This is a genomic window from Bradyrhizobium sp. SZCCHNRI20481 (genome assembly GCF_032485055.1).
Lineage (GTDB): Bacteria > Pseudomonadota > Alphaproteobacteria > Rhizobiales > Xanthobacteraceae > Bradyrhizobium.
On record NZ_JAUEUE010000003.1, the window covers coordinates 307,959 to 322,889 of the forward strand.

The 14,931-nt window shown below is 65.6% G+C and carries 17 protein-coding genes; 4 read left to right on the forward strand and 13 right to left on the reverse strand.

The window, feature by feature from the left end; genetic code table 11:
• Nucleotides 1-82: 82 nt before the first annotated feature.
• Nucleotides 83-601, reverse strand: a complete 519-nt coding sequence (locus QX132_RS06105; RefSeq protein ID WP_315776255.1) for a hypothetical protein — start codon at nt 599-601, stop codon at nt 83-85.
• A gap of 276 nt (nt 602-877) precedes the next feature.
• On the reverse strand, nt 878-1,282 hold the full coding sequence (locus QX132_RS06110) for a nuclear transport factor 2 family protein (RefSeq protein WP_315738454.1): 405 nt from the start codon (nt 1,280-1,282) through the stop codon (nt 878-880).
• A 136-nt stretch (nt 1,283-1,418) separates the two neighbouring features.
• On the opposite strand from QX132_RS06110, the gene QX132_RS06115 reads away from it, so the two are divergent.
• Together QX132_RS06115 and QX132_RS06120 are read left to right on the forward strand one after the other, a co-directional pair.
• Nucleotides 1,419-3,035 (forward strand): flavin monoamine oxidase family protein, encoded by a 1,617-nt coding sequence (locus tag QX132_RS06115; RefSeq protein ID WP_316160412.1) that lies wholly within the window; start codon nt 1,419-1,421, stop codon nt 3,033-3,035.
• Between the two features lie 25 nt (nt 3,036-3,060).
• Nucleotides 3,061-4,779, forward strand: coding sequence for an ATP-binding protein (locus QX132_RS06120; RefSeq protein WP_316160413.1), 1,719 nt, complete (start codon nt 3,061-3,063; stop codon nt 4,777-4,779).
• A gap of 5 nt (nt 4,780-4,784) precedes the next feature.
• Here the strand turns inward: QX132_RS06120 and QX132_RS06125 are convergent, their stop codons facing one another.
• Nucleotides 4,785-5,429 carry a glutathione S-transferase family protein gene (locus QX132_RS06125; protein ID WP_315776256.1) on the reverse strand — a complete coding sequence of 215 codons (645 nt, stop codon included), beginning with the start codon at nt 5,427-5,429 and terminating at the stop codon, nt 4,785-4,787.
• A 191-nt stretch (nt 5,430-5,620) separates the two neighbouring features.
• On the opposite strand from QX132_RS06125, the gene QX132_RS06130 reads away from it, so the two are divergent.
• Nucleotides 5,621-6,064 carry a Rieske (2Fe-2S) protein gene (locus tag QX132_RS06130; RefSeq protein ID WP_315781783.1) on the forward strand — a complete coding sequence of 148 codons (444 nt, stop codon included), beginning with the start codon at nt 5,621-5,623 and terminating at the stop codon, nt 6,062-6,064.
• Between the two features lie 127 nt (nt 6,065-6,191).
• Here the strand turns inward: QX132_RS06130 and QX132_RS06135 are convergent, their stop codons facing one another.
• From QX132_RS06135 to QX132_RS06165, 7 genes are all read right to left on the reverse strand, one after another.
• Nucleotides 6,192-6,431 (reverse strand): hypothetical protein, encoded by a 240-nt coding sequence (locus tag QX132_RS06135; protein WP_315738450.1) that lies wholly within the window; start codon nt 6,429-6,431, stop codon nt 6,192-6,194.
• A 22-nt stretch (nt 6,432-6,453) separates the two neighbouring features.
• Nucleotides 6,454-6,768, reverse strand: a complete 315-nt coding sequence (locus QX132_RS06140) for a hypothetical protein (protein WP_315755464.1) — start codon at nt 6,766-6,768, stop codon at nt 6,454-6,456.
• Nucleotides 6,765-7,508, reverse strand: a complete 744-nt coding sequence (locus tag QX132_RS06145) for an ankyrin repeat domain-containing protein (protein ID WP_315796919.1) — start codon at nt 7,506-7,508, stop codon at nt 6,765-6,767. Before QX132_RS06145 ends, QX132_RS06140 begins: the two co-directional genes overlap by 4 nt.
• Nucleotides 7,509-7,573: 65 nt before the next feature.
• On the reverse strand, nt 7,574-9,217 hold the full coding sequence (locus tag QX132_RS06150; protein WP_315796779.1) for a nitroreductase family protein: 1,644 nt from the start codon (nt 9,215-9,217) through the stop codon (nt 7,574-7,576).
• 263 nt (nt 9,218-9,480) lie between these two features.
• Nucleotides 9,481-9,684, reverse strand: a complete 204-nt coding sequence (locus QX132_RS06155) for a hypothetical protein (RefSeq protein ID WP_315738447.1) — start codon at nt 9,682-9,684, stop codon at nt 9,481-9,483.
• A gap of 4 nt (nt 9,685-9,688) precedes the next feature.
• Nucleotides 9,689-10,651, reverse strand: a complete 963-nt coding sequence (locus QX132_RS06160; protein WP_315796780.1) for a PDR/VanB family oxidoreductase — start codon at nt 10,649-10,651, stop codon at nt 9,689-9,691.
• A 220-nt stretch (nt 10,652-10,871) separates the two neighbouring features.
• Nucleotides 10,872-12,152 carry a gallate dioxygenase gene (locus QX132_RS06165; RefSeq protein WP_315781778.1) on the reverse strand — a complete coding sequence of 427 codons (1,281 nt, stop codon included), beginning with the start codon at nt 12,150-12,152 and terminating at the stop codon, nt 10,872-10,874.
• A 135-nt stretch (nt 12,153-12,287) separates the two neighbouring features.
• Here QX132_RS06165 and QX132_RS06170 point away from each other — a divergent pair, with 135 nt between their 5' ends.
• Nucleotides 12,288-13,208: a LysR family transcriptional regulator gene (locus QX132_RS06170; RefSeq protein ID WP_316160415.1), complete on the forward strand. Its 921-nt coding sequence runs from the start codon at nt 12,288-12,290 to the stop codon at nt 13,206-13,208.
• Nucleotides 13,209-13,227: 19 nt separating this feature from the next.
• On the opposite strand, the gene QX132_RS06175 is transcribed toward QX132_RS06170, so the two are convergent.
• The 3 genes from QX132_RS06175 to QX132_RS06185 form a co-directional block, all read right to left on the reverse strand.
• Nucleotides 13,228-13,599, reverse strand: coding sequence for a signal transduction histidine kinase (locus QX132_RS06175; RefSeq protein WP_315738443.1), 372 nt, complete (start codon nt 13,597-13,599; stop codon nt 13,228-13,230).
• Nucleotides 13,590-14,396 (reverse strand): sensor histidine kinase, encoded by an 807-nt coding sequence (locus QX132_RS06180; protein ID WP_316160417.1) that lies wholly within the window; start codon nt 14,394-14,396, stop codon nt 13,590-13,592. Before QX132_RS06180 ends, QX132_RS06175 begins: the two co-directional genes overlap by 10 nt.
• 73 nt (nt 14,397-14,469) lie before the next feature.
• Complete coding sequence (locus QX132_RS06185; RefSeq protein WP_315738441.1) at nt 14,470-14,835, reverse strand: hypothetical protein; 366 nt, start codon at nt 14,833-14,835, stop codon at nt 14,470-14,472.
• Between the last annotated feature and the right edge of the window lie 96 nt (nt 14,836-14,931).

The window sequence follows — 14,931 nt, forward strand, 5'->3', positions numbered from 1 at the left end:
GCGCGGTTTGATCACGCCCTTGATATCACGCCACGACCGGCATCGAACAGAGCCCGGCACGGCTCCGCATCACTTTGGCAGATCATGCCTGTTGAAGCACCTCGCCGGCAAATTCCTTTTCCGCATCGTACGCGTCGCGCTGCTCTGCTTCTCCATCGGTCGCGTCTGCGCCGGCATTCCGGCCCGTCAGGCTTTCGTGCCAATGGGTGCGGAATGCCATCCATGATGCGTGATCCTGGAAGGCAACCTCGGCGAACCACTCGACCGTGACGGCGCCGCTCGGCCAGTAGCGTTCTTGGTCATGCCAGCACACGACAGGCCAGCGCGGATTGCGGTAGGAGCGGCCGGTCTCATCATGCAGCGATGGCCGGCCGAGATGATCGATCAGCCATGACATCACCTCGGGCAGGAACGTGGCGGCAAACGACACGCCATGGCGGCCGAGCCGCTGCGGCATGCGCATGACGCGCTGATCGATGATGGCGAAGGCCGGCGGCACCGCGCCGACATTGAACTGGCGGATCATCAGCAGGCGGAAGCCGCAGTCGCAGAGCTCGGCAGGCACGGCATGGATCGCCGTCGGCTGAAGTGGAGCCGCGATGTTCATACCAGTGCTCCCTGCGCCTGTCCGAGCGCGAGGTCGATGGCGTGCTGCAACGCTGTGCGCGTCGGCACATCGCTGCGTTTCAGATAGGCGGTCAGAACGCGTGCCATCCCTGTCTCCCGTCGGCATCTGCACGTTGCTGGTCGCAGCCTGCGCAGATCGCCTTGCGTGGAGACGGACATTCGACCCGAATCCGACGCGACGAAAATCAACAATCCCCGACATTGCTGCCGGTCAGGGAGGGTAGATCAAATTTCGTGCCAGATGCGGCGATCAGTGGAGACGATGGCCGTCGGCGTCGTGTTCCGGCGTCGCGAGCTGCGCGATCGGGCTGGATTGGTGGTGGATCATCCGCCAGGCGCCGTCGATGCGCGCGAAGTGATTGGCCGCCGCGAGCGCCGCGCCGTCGACCAGCTCGATGCAGAGCACGTGGCCATGATCGCCGTCGGCGATCGCGTGCGGGTCCGCGCAGACGATGTTCGGCCGGCCTGGGTTGGCGAGGATGTCGCGCCAGCTGCCGATCACGGCGGCGCGGCCGACGATCGCCGGCCAGCCCGGATGAATGCAGGAGATGCCGTCGCGATCGGCCCAGAGGGCAACGAGTGCCGCGAAATCGCCGGCCGTGAAGGCAGCATAGAAGGCCGCATTGGCGGCCAGGATCTCGCGCTCGTCGCTCATTGTGATGGCGTGAGCCAAGCCGGTGCGAAAATCAAGCAATGTTTGGAAACGCACATCCCCTGGTGCGCAAAAACTTGCAAGCTTCTTGCAGGACCCGGTCGAGACGCGATCGCAACGCATCAGCCGAGGTCCTGCCATGCTCGAAACGGCCATTGTCGGAGGTGGATTGTGCGGAATGGCACTCGCGCGCAGCCTGCAGCAGCGCGGCAGCACGTTCGCTTTGTTCGAAGCCCGACATCGCCTGGGCGGACGTGTGCTGTCGGTCAGGAGCAAGGCGGGGCTTGCGCTGGACCTCGGCCCGACCTGGTTCTGGCCGGACACCCAGCCGCTGCTGACCGGCCTGATCGCGGAGCTCGGCCTGTCCGACTTTGCCCAGCACGATGACGGCACGGTTCTTCATCTGAAGGAGGCGGACAAGTCGGCCGAGCAGATCGGCGGGCCGCCGGTCCACCAGGGCGCGCGCCGGCTCTCCGGCGGCATGACGAAGCTGGTCGAGGCGCTGGCGCGTGATCTGCCGCAGCCCTTCATCCATCTCGGCCATGAGCTGATGCGCATCGTCGATTGCGGCACGCATGTGCGGCTGATCTTTGCCACATCAACCGAATCGGTCGCGATCGAGGCCAAGCGCGCCGTGCTCGCGCTGCCGCCGCGGCTGCTGATCGATCACGTCGGCTTCTTTCCCGAACTGGACGACGCGACCTTCGATGCGATGCGCGGTGCCGAGACCTGGATGGCGGCGCAGGCCAAGGTCGTGATCGCCTACGACCAGGCGCATTGGCGCGACCAGGGCCGGTCCGGCAATGCGTTCGTCAGCCACGAGCAGGCCGTGATCGGCGAGATCTTCGACGCCTGCGATGCCGGCGGCGACCGTGCTGCGCTCGGCGGCTTCCTTGCCTTCTCGCCCGATCTGCGCGCGACCTTCAGTGTCGGGCTGCCGCTGCTGATGGACAGCCAGATGGTGCAGCTGTTCGGCTCCGCGCTGGAAGGCGGCGAACAGCACTATCAGGACTGGGCGGCCGAGCGCTTCACCTGCAGCGCATTGGATCGCACCACGCCGCGCGGCGAGCACAGCGAGATCGCCAATCCGATGCTGCGGCGGGCGCTATGGGGCGGGCGGCTGCACCTCGGTGGCGCCGAGACCGCAAGCCACGCGGCCGGCTATCTCGAAGGTGCCCTGAACGCCGCCAAGCGCATCGAGCGTGCGATGGCCCGGAGCATGGGCGAGATCGCCGGGCCGCGGCCGGCCGTGGCGATCGGCGACGGGCTGTCGGGCAACGCAGCGAGCCTCGCCTGGTTCGGCGCCTGGGTCGCCGCGCAGCGTGATGCCGCGTTCGACGATTATCGGCAGCGGCTCAACCGCAGCCTCGCTACGCAGCAGCGCGAGCAACTGACCCAGCTCGCTGTTCTCGGAGCCACCGAGGGGGTGTTCGCGGCGGCGCTGCAGGTGCTGGACGCACTGACCTTCGACATGCGCGACGTCGCCGTCGAACGCGGGCGCTCCGCCCTGATGCCGGAGATCCAGAAACCGTTCCGCGATGTCATGCAGTCGCTGCTCGACGATGCCATAGCCTTCAATCGCACCTCCTGCGCGCTGTCGAATTTTCCGTTCGAGCACAAGCCGTCGAAGGACTACGTGCAGACGATCCTGCGCGACATCGCCGCCGCCTGGCAGGAGTTCTCGCTCGCCGCCAACCGCCTGCTGCTGGCAAAGTCGGGAGACGTGACGCGCACGCCGACGAGAATGTCGTCGTGAGTCCGACAGCGTCGAGGTGCGACCGATGAAGCTGCAGATCGAACGTCCGACCATCCTGGCGATGGCGGCGGCCTTCCCGCGTCTGGCCTCGTTGACGGAGCAGCTGCGTTTCGGCGACAAGGTCGAGGTCAATATGGCGCAACTCGCGACCGCCGAGCTCGACTTCCTGCGCGACAGCTACCAGAAGGCCGGTCCCGAATGGCACGCCCGTGCGGCGCAGATCGCCACCCTGCAGCGCGCCTTTGCCGATTCCGGCGCCCGGTTCTCCGAGCACGAACTGGAATCGGTGCTGCCGGCGATTGCGCGCTACCTGATCTCGGACGCCATCCGCGGTTGGATGTTCACGGCCAACGTCGCCAGCCGGCCGCTGCCCTATGTCGTGACGCGACTCGACTACACCGCACCGTCGAATGACGAGGCCGGCCGCGTCTTCATCGAGCTCAAGGCCAACGCCAAGGGCGCGATCACCACGTCCACCCTGCGCATCTCCGCCGGCGACATCGTCGGCAGGACGGTCGCCGAAATCTTCGCCGCCAAGGGCTTCCTCAAGGAAACACCCGAGCTGATATCCGCCTATGACGAGACGGCCGAGCGCTATTTCGCCTGGCGCGGCCGCTACGGAGCGCAGTTCTCCGGCCGCGGCATCGGCTTCTTCGCCGATGATCCGAACTCCTCGCATCGCGACATGGACTGGTCGCGCAAGGACGTGATCGTGCTGTCGTCCGGCGGCGGCAGCGCGCGGCTCGTCAACGACGAAGGCATTCTCACCGAGCGGGCGCTGACGCTCGAGGTCACGGGCGACATACTCGGGCAGTACCTGCGCAAGGCTGCCAAGAGCAATCTCTATGACGCCGAGCAGGAGGTCGAAGAATCCAGGGCGGCGATCCCGAAGGGCATCTTCTGCCGCATTCCCGTTCATCCCTATATGCTGATGTTCCATCTCGACCTGCACCATTATCTCTGGGTGCATGCCGACGACATGGTGCCCTACGCCTATCAGCCCGAGCTCAAGCAGAAGCTGGTGCTGCCGGAGGAACAGACCGACCTGATCGACATCCTCACTGCCGAGATGGACCTCTTGATGGACGACATCGTCGCCGGCAAGTCCGGCGGCACCACCGTGCTTTGCGCGGGGCCGCCCGGCGTCGGCAAGACGCTGACGGCGGAGGTCTACGCCGAGATCATCGGCCGGCCGCTGTACCGCGTGCATTCCGGTCAGCTCGGGCTGAACGTCGCGGCGATGGAGAGTGCGCTGAAGGATGCGCTGACGCGCGCGCAGCGCTGGGGCGCGGTCATGCTGATCGACGAGGCCGACGTCTACATCAAGCGGCGCGAGGACGACATGACGATGAATGCCGTCGTCGGCGTATTCCTGCGTGTGCTGGAATATTTCAACGGGCTCTTGTTCCTGACCACCAATCGCATCGACGACATCGATGAAGCGATCGTGTCGCGCTGCATCGCGCTGATCAGGTTCCAGGCGCCGGACGCGCAAGCGCGCGGCCGGATCTGGCGGGTGATGTGCGCGCAGTTCGGCTTGAACGTCGATGCCGGCTTGGTGGAGCTGCTGGTGGACACGTTCCCAGGCGCGTCAGGCCGCGACATCAAGGGGCTGGCCAAGCTGGTCGCCAAATATTGCCACCACAAGAGCGTCCGCCCGACCATCGAGGTCTTCCGCCGCTGCGCCATCTTCCGCGGCATCGATCTTGGCGACCACGAGCTGCTGCCGGAGGCCGCGGAGTAGATCGGCTACAACTGGCTGGCCTGCCCCAAGGTCGCCGGATTGTACCCTTCCTCGCGCAGCACCCGCTGTACGACCGGGCGCGCGAGCATGCGGCGGTAGTGCGCGAGCAGGTTGGCCGGCAGCGCAATGCCGGTCTTGTCGGCCCAGAACTCGACATAGAACAGGATCGGATCGGCGACCGAGAATTCGCCGCCGAGATAGGACTGCCCGTCGAGCATCTTGTTCAGGATCGCAAAGCCCTTCACGACGATGTTGCGGCCGAGCGCGCGCACCGACTCCTGGTCGGCCTCGTTGCGGCTGAAGGTCGGCGTGGCGAAGATGCGCGCGAAGCCGTGGCCATGCACCGTTCCGGCAATGTAGCTCATGGCTTCGAGCAGCCGCGTTTCGGTCTCGATATCCGAAGGCCACAATCTGGCGCGCGGCCTGGAGCGGCCGAGCCAATAGGCAATCGCCGGCACTTCCGTCAGCACGCTGCCGTCGCTGCGCACCAGCGCCGGAATCGTCGACTTCGGGTTGATGGCCACATAGTCCGGTTTGAAATTGTCGCCGGCCGGCAGGTTGACGATATGGGCCTCGAACACCTCCTCGAGCTCTTCCAGAATGATGTGGATGCCGGTCGAGCACGATCCCGGCGTCATGTAGAATTTCATCGCGGCCATCATTGTCTCCAAGCCGACATCGCGCGTGTCTTCGATGCCTACGGCATGCTTCATGCAAGGATCGGGACAGATCGAGACTGATGCGCCGTGGCTCGACAGGTCGGGCCGCTGCCGTCAGGTTTGCGACAGGAGACGTCATCGCGGTCCCGTAGCTCCGTCGCGCCGGTCAGGGAGCGCCGCGCATGACGGAACGTGAGCCGGAAATCTTCGTGATCTGTCCGACTGCCGGCATCGCGCCGGGTGAAGCCAAGGCGTTCAGCCTGTCGCGGATCGGCGACAATGGCGAGGCGCGGCCGTTTCCTATCGTGATCATCCACACTGTGTCCGGCGGCTTTGTCGGCTATGTCAACAGCTGCCCACACGAGGGCAAATGGCTGAACATCGGTAGCGGCCAGTTCTTCAATCCGGATCGGACGCTGCTGCGCTGCGGACGGCATGGCGCAACGTTCGAGATCGACACCGGGCTGTGCAACGCCGGTGCCTGCGCAGGGCAGAGCCTGGAGCCGATTGCGCTCGCTGTCATCGACGGCGAGGTGTGCCTGTGCGGCGTCGCGCTGGTGGAAGATATTCCCGATCCGTTCGACGACCTCGACGAGACCATGGAGATCATGATCCACCCGGATTGACGGATGGGGTTTCCAACGTCATTGCGAGGAGCGAAGCGACGAAGCAATCCAGAATCCTACCTGAGCCCTGGATTGCTTCCGCTTCGCTCGCAATGACACTCACTACGTGATCTCGTTCGGCGGACCCTCAGAACCCATCCGCCTTCTTGCCCCAGGGATGGGTGCCGGATACAAGCTGTGCCTTGATGCCGGCCTTGTCGACATCGGCCCGGGTTCTGAAAAAGGTCGCCTCGTGCACCAGCGTGCCGTTCTTGGTCGTCACCGCGACATAGCGCGCGACAGTGTCGATGTCGCACAGATAGCCGCCGCCGGGATCGGCGGCGCTGCGCAGGTTGCCATCCCAGTCTACGAAGAATCCTTCACTCATCTCTTTCTCCAGCTTCGTTCAGTCACGTCTCGGGCTGATCGGCGACGAGCTGCGCATAGGCGCTCTCGACGATGGCCCGGCATTGCAGCAGGCGCTGATGCTCGGCCTTGCCGATGCTCACCGTCTCGCCATGATCGTCGGCTGCAGCCGTCGCCGCCTGCAGCGCATCGAACAGCGCCTTCTCGAGCTGATAGATGCGCTCGCTGGCGCGTTCCAGATAAGGAATGGGATTGGCGCGGACATTGGCCTCGTGCAGCGCATCGAGGCTGAGCAGCGTCCGGAAGCGGCGCTCGACCTGGCGCTGCTGCATGCCGAAATCGTGCTCGATGACGGTCACGGCCGGACCTCGGGCGCGGGCGTCTTTGAAGCCGCCGCCTTGGCCGCATTCCGCAGCAGGTTCAGGCATTCGAGCGAAGCGGCCATGTCGAGCGCGGAAAAGCCGTCGAGCGTCTCGGTGCGGATGTCCGCGCCCTTGGCCAGGAGATGTGCGACCACATCGGCCTTGCCGGAGGAGGACGCATACATCAGCGCTGTCGCACCATTGTCGTTGCTGTTGTCGAGATCGATGCCGGCCTCGACCAGCGCGTCGATGGCGTCGAGATGCCGGCCGACGCAGGCGAGCCACAGCGCGTTATTGCCGTCCGCGTTCCTGGCGGCGATGTCTGCGCCGGCAGAGAGCAGCTCGCGGATGACGCCGACATTGCCGAGATGTGCCGCCTTCATCAGCGGCGTGGTCCGATTGGCGATGATGGCGTCGATGTCGTCAGCGGGAAAGCCCTGGGCGGCGAGCCACGCCGCCAGGGCCGGACTGACGTTCGCCGCGCCGCTCCGCGCGGGACAACGCTGACGCCACGCCTCATAGCCGCCGTTGAGGCTATAGACCTCGGTGAAGCCGAAATCGGAGAAGGTCTGCGCGTAGTCCTGGCTGGCATTGCCGTGATAGCAGTAGATCAGGATCGGCGCGCGCCTGCTCGTGCCGGCGATCATCTCGGCGAGATTGCGCTGGGTGAGATGCCGCGCGCCGGCCATATGCGCGGTGTCGAACGAGGCGGAGTCGCGGACGTCGAAGCGCAGCACATCGTCGCGCTGCAGCAGCTCGGCTGCGTGGTCGACATCGATGCGCTGAAACGGAATACGCGGTCTCATGGCAGGACTCCCGCTTCATTGCGCGTGCGGCCGGGATAGGCCGCCAGCGTCGTGATGCGATCATCGGTCAGGGGACGGCCGACCGTGAAGTGATAGAGCACCTGGAACTGCTCTCCGACCACGCCGAGCATCTCGTGCACTGAGTCGTCGAAGAAGCAGCCGATGCCGGTGCCGCGCAGGCCCGCCGCCTCGGCTTCGAGGTAGAGCACGTGGCCGATCAGGCCAGCCTCCCAATGCAGTTGCCGATAGCGCCACGGATGGTCGCTGACGGCCGGCGTGAACTCGGCGAGCATCGCCATCGCAAAGCAGCCGTCGCCCGCGATCGCCTGGTGACAGCTCGCGGTGCGGATCACGCCGCGGCTGTCGGTCGGCAGCAGCCGGAACAACGGCAGATGATCAGCTGCGCGCTCGACCCGCTGCCAGTCGAAGTCGGGACGCAGCGCGCGCCGCAGGCTGGTCTCCGCCCCGCTGCCGCGCGGCAGCGCATAGAGCCCGGGCGTGAGCCCCTCGACGCGATGGACGAATAGCAGTGGATGCAGCCGCGACGCGAACGGCCAGATGGTCCATGGCGGCGTAGCGCGCGGCAGCAGCGCGTCGAGAAGGTGAAGCAACGTTGCGAGATCCATCGTGAACCTGGCGTCGAAGCGCTGCGCGCTGCGACGACCGAGAATGAGCTCGGCCGCGCGCGCCTGTGATTGCCGCGTCAGCGGCGGGCACCGCCACGGAGCGGAGATCGCATCCTGCGCCGCGCCGGCCGTGGCCGCGCTCACCTCGGGGATGATGGGCCAGCGGTAGAGCGGATGGCGATCGAGCCGGTTCGCCTGACCTTTCCACGTGTCGTCGATCGTGGCGAGTGATGGCAAACCGGTAGGCGACCGCGAGCTCGCATCGCGCGGCGTGATCGCGAGCAGCACATCGGCATTCTCGGTCTCGACGCCGGCGAAATCATCCGCGCGATCGAGTCCCATCAGCGCCGCGAGCCTCGCGCTGTCGATGCCGTCGATCACGCGCGCGTACCAGCCGAGCGCAGCGGCGGCGTAGCTGACGGCGCCGATCGCATGTCCGAGGTCGAGCTGGCAGTAGCGGAACGCGCGCTCGCCATATTTCCACGCCTCGCGCCAATGGATCGAGGATAGCGCGAGCCATAGCCGCGGCTCGCCATGCGATGGCCTGCCGCGGCGGCAACGTTGCTCCAGCACGTGATCGCGGCTGACATAGTGATGAAGACCGTCGCTGAGCCCTGTCACATTCTCCGCGATGACATAGGCCTCGGTCGGATGCAGATTGCCGCTGGAGGGATTGCAGCGCAACGCCCAGCGGTCAGGGCCGTACTCCTTCCAGGCCGCCAGCCCGAACGACAATTCCAGCAGCAGCGCGACGCCGTCGATCGTCAACGGCTGGACCGGCGCCGTGGCGTCGCAGGCATCGGCGAAGCTCACGGCGAGACGGTCCGAGGCCAGCGGCAGATCGGTGCGCGGGCTGCCGGCGAACTCGCGGAACGGATTGGGCTGCGCGTCCCAGTCCAGCGTCTCCGGCCCCGCCGCATAGCGCTTGAGGCTGTGCTTGGTGCGGGCGTGATAGGCCAACGCGATGTCGGCGGCGGCTGGAACGTCCGCCGTGCCGGACTGTGACACGGACATGCTTCCTCACAAGGCGCGACCTGCGCGTTCGCGCATGTTGGACGGTCGCTTGGTGACTGCGTCAGGCGGAGCAAAAAACGTTCCGAACAGCCGCGACTGCCTCCCCGTCGTTATGAGCCCGTTGGGCGCAGGCCCGGAATCCATAACCACGGCTGGTGGATATGGATTTCGGGCTTGCCGCTGCGCGTCGCCCTGGAATGACGCGCCGACACAGCGTGTCCGATTCTGAACAGCGCGATCAGAACTGTCCGCTTCTCGACATATCAATGCCGGTGCGTGGTGCCCGATGCGCTGTCGTCGATCAGCACGGCGACCTTGGCCGCGATCGACAGCCACGCCCGATGCGCGGCGATCTTGTGGCCGAGCCTGAAGCCGTCGGCCATGCGGGCCGCGAACGCAGGCCCGTCGGTCCCATGCTGTTGCGCGATGATCCACGCGGTCTGCCACAGATCGGTCTCGGTCGTCACGGTGCTAGAGATCCAGCACCAGCCGGTCGCCCTTGCCGCGCGATACACAAGGCAGGAAGTAGCCTTCGGCGCGTTGCGCCGCCGACAGGCGCTTGTCGCGATGGTCGACCTCGCCCTCGACGACCTTGGTCTTGCAGGTGCCGCATAGGCCCTGCTCGCAGGAGGTTGCGATCTTGACGCCGTTCTCCTCGAGAAACGCGGTCACGGTCTTGTCGCCGGGGATCTTGAAGGTCGCGCCGGTGCTTTTGATGGTGACGTCGAACACCTTGTCGAGCAGCGCCGCGGCCGCCTTCGCGGTGAAGCGCTCGACATGGATGCGCTCCTCGGCAAAGCCCTTCTGCTTGGCCAGCGCGACGATCGGATCCATCCACCAGTCGACGCCGCAGATGAACAGCTGGGTGTCGTCGGGCCGGTCGGCCAGCAGCTCGGCGGCCTTCAGCAGCTGATTGTCCTCGGTGGCTTCCTTGTAGTATGTCGTATCTTCGACGAAGGCCGAGGCCTCGATGGTGCTACGGAACGAATCCGGCGACATCAGCGCGAACACGTAGTGCAGCTCGAACGGGATGTTCTTCGCCTTCAGCGTGTCCGCGATCGACAGGATCGGCGTGACGCCGATGCCGCGCGCCACGAGCAGCGCCTGCTTGGTGTCCTTCGGGATCTTGAAGCGGTTGCGTGGGCGGCTGACCTGCAGCGTGTCGCCTTCGTTGATATCGAGATGCAGCGCCTTGGAGCCGCCGCGGCTGTTGGCATCCTTCCACACGCCGATGCAGTAGCGATTGCGTTCGGCGGCGCTGTTCAGCAGCGAATATTGCCGTGTGAGCCCGTTCGGCAGGGTGACGTCGATATGGCTGCCGGGGGTGAAGCCCGGCAGCGGCTGATCGTCCGCCGGGACGAGTTCGAATGACGCCATGTTGTGCGCCTCGATGGCCTTCCTGGCCACGACGACGGTGTGCAGGCTGTCGGACATCTGACAACTCCATCTTGCGAACCGGCTCATGAGAGGCCGATGCAAGGGGGAGGCCAAGCGGCGTTCGCCGCGGGGCGCGGCGGCTTTTCCGCTTGTGCACGCTGCGATGAGCGCAAGCTCCTGGAGCGCTGGGCCAAGGCGCGCGGCATCAACCTGCCGGAGACATGACCTGCGTCGCCACTGCGGGGGGGGGGGGCGGCGCGGGTCGTGCGTGCCAATGTCAATGGGCGTCGATCGCGTCCGCCTTGGCGCCGCCGGCGACGGAGTAGCGCATCGGCACCTTGCGGGTCTTCAGAAAGGCTTCCAGCGTCTCGCCGCGAAACGCCGCATAGACCTCCGGGTTGGAGACGCCGATCACGGCGGCCATCTTCTCCAGCACGAAGAAGCTGACGCCGCGTCGGATCATCTCGATCCAGCGGCGGTTCTTGATGAGCTCGCGCTCCTCGTCCGTGAGACGGTGCTCGTCCGCCAGTGCGTCGAATTCCTCAACGAATCTCTTGCGATGCGCGGGGATGACGAGCCGGTGCAGGAAGTCGTTGATGCGGAAATTGGCCTGGCTGCGGCCATGGGTGAACGGGTAGGTGCCGGTCAGCATCTCCGCGCCCGCGAGTTCATGGCCGATGTGTGCGCGATAGGCCGCGACCTCCTGCGGTTCGGGCGCGCCGCCGAGATCCTCGAACACCAGCGTGGCGATGTTGGTCACCGACGGCGCGTAGGTCTGCTTGTGCACGAGCCTCACACTGTCCGACAGCGCACCGCGCATGATCAGCCACATGATGACCTCGGCGCCTTCCATGCCGCCCTTGACCGCGTAGTCGGCGATGCGCATCGCCGTCAGCTGCTCCGGGTCGTTCTCCAGCAGATCGAGGAATTCGTTGTCCCAGTCTTCGTTGAGAAAGCCGGCGCGCTCGCCGTGAACCTGGTGCGACAGCCCGCCGGTGGCGAAGATGGCGACCTTCAGGTCTTCCGGATAGCTCTCGATCGCCTTGCGCAGGGTCTTGCCGAGCTTCCACATCCGCTTCGCATTGGGAATCGGCAGCTGCAGCACGCCGACTTGCAGCGGCACCACCATGCCCGGCCACGGGCCGCTGGCATCGCCCATCATCGACAGCGGCGACAACAGGCCGTGATCGACCGGCTTGCCCTGGAAGAACGACATGTCGAACTCGTCCGCCATCATCGCCATCGCGATGTGCTGCGACAGGCCGAGGTGGCCCTTCGCCGGCGGCACGTCGCGCGGTCCGCCGCCTTCGTCGGCGGCGATATACCGGTCGTCAATGCCGAGCGCGAAGGCGGAGTAGTGATCGAAGAAGAACGAGGTGATGTGATCGTTGTAGATCATGAACAGGACGTCGATGTCCTTCTGCTTCACCCAGTCGCGCACGACTGCGAAGCCGTCGAAGATCGGCTTCCAGGCCGGGTCGTTCTGCTTGTTGGTGTCGAGTGCGAAGCCGATGGTGGGCGAGTGCGAGGCGCCGATGCCGCCGATGATCCGGGCCAAGTGTCCCTCCGCGAAATGGGCCGCCGTGGACTGTGACCCGCGGCCGTGCTGGGACGGACCTTACGAAGTTTCCCATGCTAGACAATCATGCTAACGTGCACGGATCGTTTCTCTCGATGAACGAGCGGCTCTAGGATGAAATGGCGGATCGAGGACATTCCGGTGTTCCATGCGGTGGTCGCGACCGGCGGCATGACCGGCGCCTCGCGGTCCCTGGGCATGCCGAAATCCTCGGTCAGCAAATCGGTCGCCCGGCTCGAGCAGGATCTCGGCATCCGGCTGTTCGACCGCAACTCGCGGCGCGTCCGGGTGACCCGCGAGGGCGAGCTGTTCTTCCAGCAATGTCAGAAGATCCTGGATCAGGTCTCTGAGGCCGACGCGGTCATGACCGGGCTGGTCGGCGTGCCCAGCGGCCGACTGTCCGTGGCGCTGCCGCCGGCATTCTGCGAGGAGATCCTGGCGCCGCAGCTCGCCGAATTCCACCACCGCTATCCGCGCATCGAGCTCGATGTCGAGGCGACCACGCGGGCGATCGACATGCTGGCCGACCGCTTCGACATCGCGGTCGTGGTCGGCGTGCAGGAGAATTCCGAGCTGGCGCAGAAAGTGCTGATCGGGGGCCGCCTGATCTGGGTGACCAGCCCCGCTTATCTCGCCGCGCACGACATCGGCGACGACGTCCGCGCGCTGGAGCGCCATCTCATGATCTGCGAGCGGCGCTATGGCGATCGGACCCTGATGATCAAGCAGCACGGCCATCTCGTCCGCTTCGACGTCGGTGCGCATGTCGCCCGCATCAACAATCCGCTGGCGGTGCGCCGCGCCGTCGCCCATGGCGCCGGCATTTCCTTTCTGCCGGAGCACTATTGCGTCGAGCTGCTCGGCGAGGGCCGGCTGGTCGAGATCGGCAGGGGGGTCGTGTTCGACACCCGCGCCGCCCAGTTGACCGCGATCTTTCCGAGCCGCAAGCTGATCTCCTCGCGCGCCCGCGCCTTCCTCGACTTCCTCGAGGAGATCTGCACCGCGTCCGCGCAAACCCTGATCGGTCAGACCTGAGGTGCGCCGTCCGCCTGTCTCACGCAAGCCGATGGAATGACGGCGGCAATGGCTCTCGCACCAGCTCGCTCAGATCGAGCGTTTCACCGCTGTCGGCGATATCCGAGAACAACACCTCGATGAAGGGATGCTGACGGTTGGATGCGGCGCCGCGCCGATATTTCCTGCTCACGATCCGCTCGATCGCAGCAAGGTTCAATTTTCCCAGCGCATTGTATTGGACACGAAACAGGCTCTGCCGGCCGCCCGTGTGCTCGATCGACTCGGCCCAGATGTCCATCACCTTGCGGCTGACGAAGGCCTCGACGCCGACGGCGCCATCCTGGGCGAGCAGGCGCAATCCGTCCATCGTATGCGGCTGCTCATCGACGCTAAATTGGCTCAGCGACATCGGAGATCCCTTTCTGTTGCGTGCATCGGCGGTCTCGCGGGAGAGTCGAGAACGGCGATCGGCGCGTCGAACGTGTAGGAGAGCCCTGACGGCGCATAGGTCAACTGAACCTCGCCGCCGAGCTGCACGCCGAGCGTTTCGATCAGCCGGGTTCCGAAGCTTCGGCTGGCGGGCTGTTGAACGACCGGGCCGTGTCTTTCGGTCCAGGCGAAGCGGACCCGGCGTTGGTCGACGGTCCACAGCAGATCGACGCGTCCTTCCGGCACGGACAGCGCACCGAACTTCAGGGCGTTCGTGCACAGCTCGTTGAGCGTCATCGCGATGGCGATGACGGCATCCGGCGTCACCAGCACGTCGGGCCCGGTGATCGCAAAGCGTGAGTCGTCGGGCGTGTCGAAGGCCTGGACGGACGTACGGATCACCGTGCGGAGATCGCCGCTGGACAATTTCGCTTGCAGGAGGAGATCGTGTGCCCGTCCGAGGGCCAGGAGCCGCCCGGAGATGGCATGCTGTGCATCCTTGGTCGCCGGCACGTTGCGGAGGCTCTGGGAGACGATGGCGGTGACGGTCGCGAGCGTATTCTTGATGCGATGGTGCAGCTCCTCGAGAATGAGCTTTTGCAGCCTGCTCGCCGTCTCGCGTTCTCTCGCCTCGATTTCGGCCTGCTCGGACCGGGTCTTGGCATTGCTCTCGGCCTCGACGAGCAGGCGCTTCAGCCCGATGATTTCCGTCAGCAGAAAGTCGGGATCCACGACCGTGCCGTGAGGAGGCTCTGTGGTGAGGTTGATCTCGAGCATTGGCTGACATGTCCTTGTACCGGATGCCGCCCTCGGAGGGCACGATGGTACGCAGGAGCAGGCCGCCCCAGCGTCACTTCGTTCGCGAGCGGACACTTCCGTTGAAATGCCCGAGTATCTCGGCGGCGTTTGCGAGGATGGTCGCCTTCCTGATCGCGGCAGCGCGCTCGCCGCCCTGCTGCATCAGGCCCGCCGTCTCCAACGCATTCTCCGCCCTGGTGGCGAGTGTCGCGTGCAGCGATGACCGCTCTCGCTTGGCCGGCTCGGAGGGCTTGTCGGGGTGAACTGGCGCAAGCGCCCCGCTGCGAACGGCGGCCACCGGATCAGAATCGCGGCGACGATCAGCAGCCCAAAGAATGGCGGCGCCAGGAGCGGTCGCACCAACCACGCGCGCACTGGACGTGGTGGTGTTCGAAGAGGTGTTCGAGGTTTTCGACATGCTGTCCGCCTTCTGGTCGCGGCGGGAGCGCATGGCTCTCAGTCACCGATGGCAGCCGGAGGACGCGCGGTGATCATCAATATATGGTGTGCGCGC

Bases quoted from the DNA above. Each gene is read 5' to 3' on its own strand.
- QX132_RS06125 (WP_315776256.1), bottom strand. From the start codon at position 5,429: ATGAAATTCTACATGACGCCGGGATCGTGCTCGACCGGCATCCACATC.
- QX132_RS06120 (WP_316160413.1), top strand. From the start codon at position 3,061: ATGAAGCTGCAGATCGAACGTCCGACCATCCTGGCGATGGCGGCGGCC.
- QX132_RS06135 (WP_315738450.1), bottom strand. From the start codon at position 6,431: ATGAGTGAAGGATTCTTCGTAGACTGGGATGGCAACCTGCGCAGCGCC.
- QX132_RS06160 (WP_315796780.1), bottom strand. From the start codon at position 10,651: ATGTCCGACAGCCTGCACACCGTCGTCGTGGCCAGGAAGGCCATCGAG.
- QX132_RS06185 (WP_315738441.1), bottom strand. From the start codon at position 14,835: ATGTCGAAAACCTCGAACACCTCTTCGAACACCACCACGTCCAGTGCG.
- QX132_RS06110 (WP_315738454.1), bottom strand. From the start codon at position 1,282: ATGAGCGACGAGCGCGAGATCCTGGCCGCCAATGCGGCCTTCTATGCT.
- QX132_RS06180 (WP_316160417.1), bottom strand. From the start codon at position 14,396: ATGCTCGAGATCAACCTCACCACAGAGCCTCCTCACGGCACGGTCGTG.
- QX132_RS06150 (WP_315796779.1), bottom strand. From the start codon at position 9,217: ATGTCCGTGTCACAGTCCGGCACGGCGGACGTTCCAGCCGCCGCCGAC.
- QX132_RS06130 (WP_315781783.1), top strand. From the start codon at position 5,621: ATGACGGAACGTGAGCCGGAAATCTTCGTGATCTGTCCGACTGCCGGC.
- QX132_RS06115 (WP_316160412.1), top strand. From the start codon at position 1,419: ATGCTCGAAACGGCCATTGTCGGAGGTGGATTGTGCGGAATGGCACTC.
- QX132_RS06175 (WP_315738443.1), bottom strand. From the start codon at position 13,599: ATGTCGCTGAGCCAATTTAGCGTCGATGAGCAGCCGCATACGATGGAC.
- QX132_RS06170 (WP_316160415.1), top strand. From the start codon at position 12,288: ATGAAATGGCGGATCGAGGACATTCCGGTGTTCCATGCGGTGGTCGCG.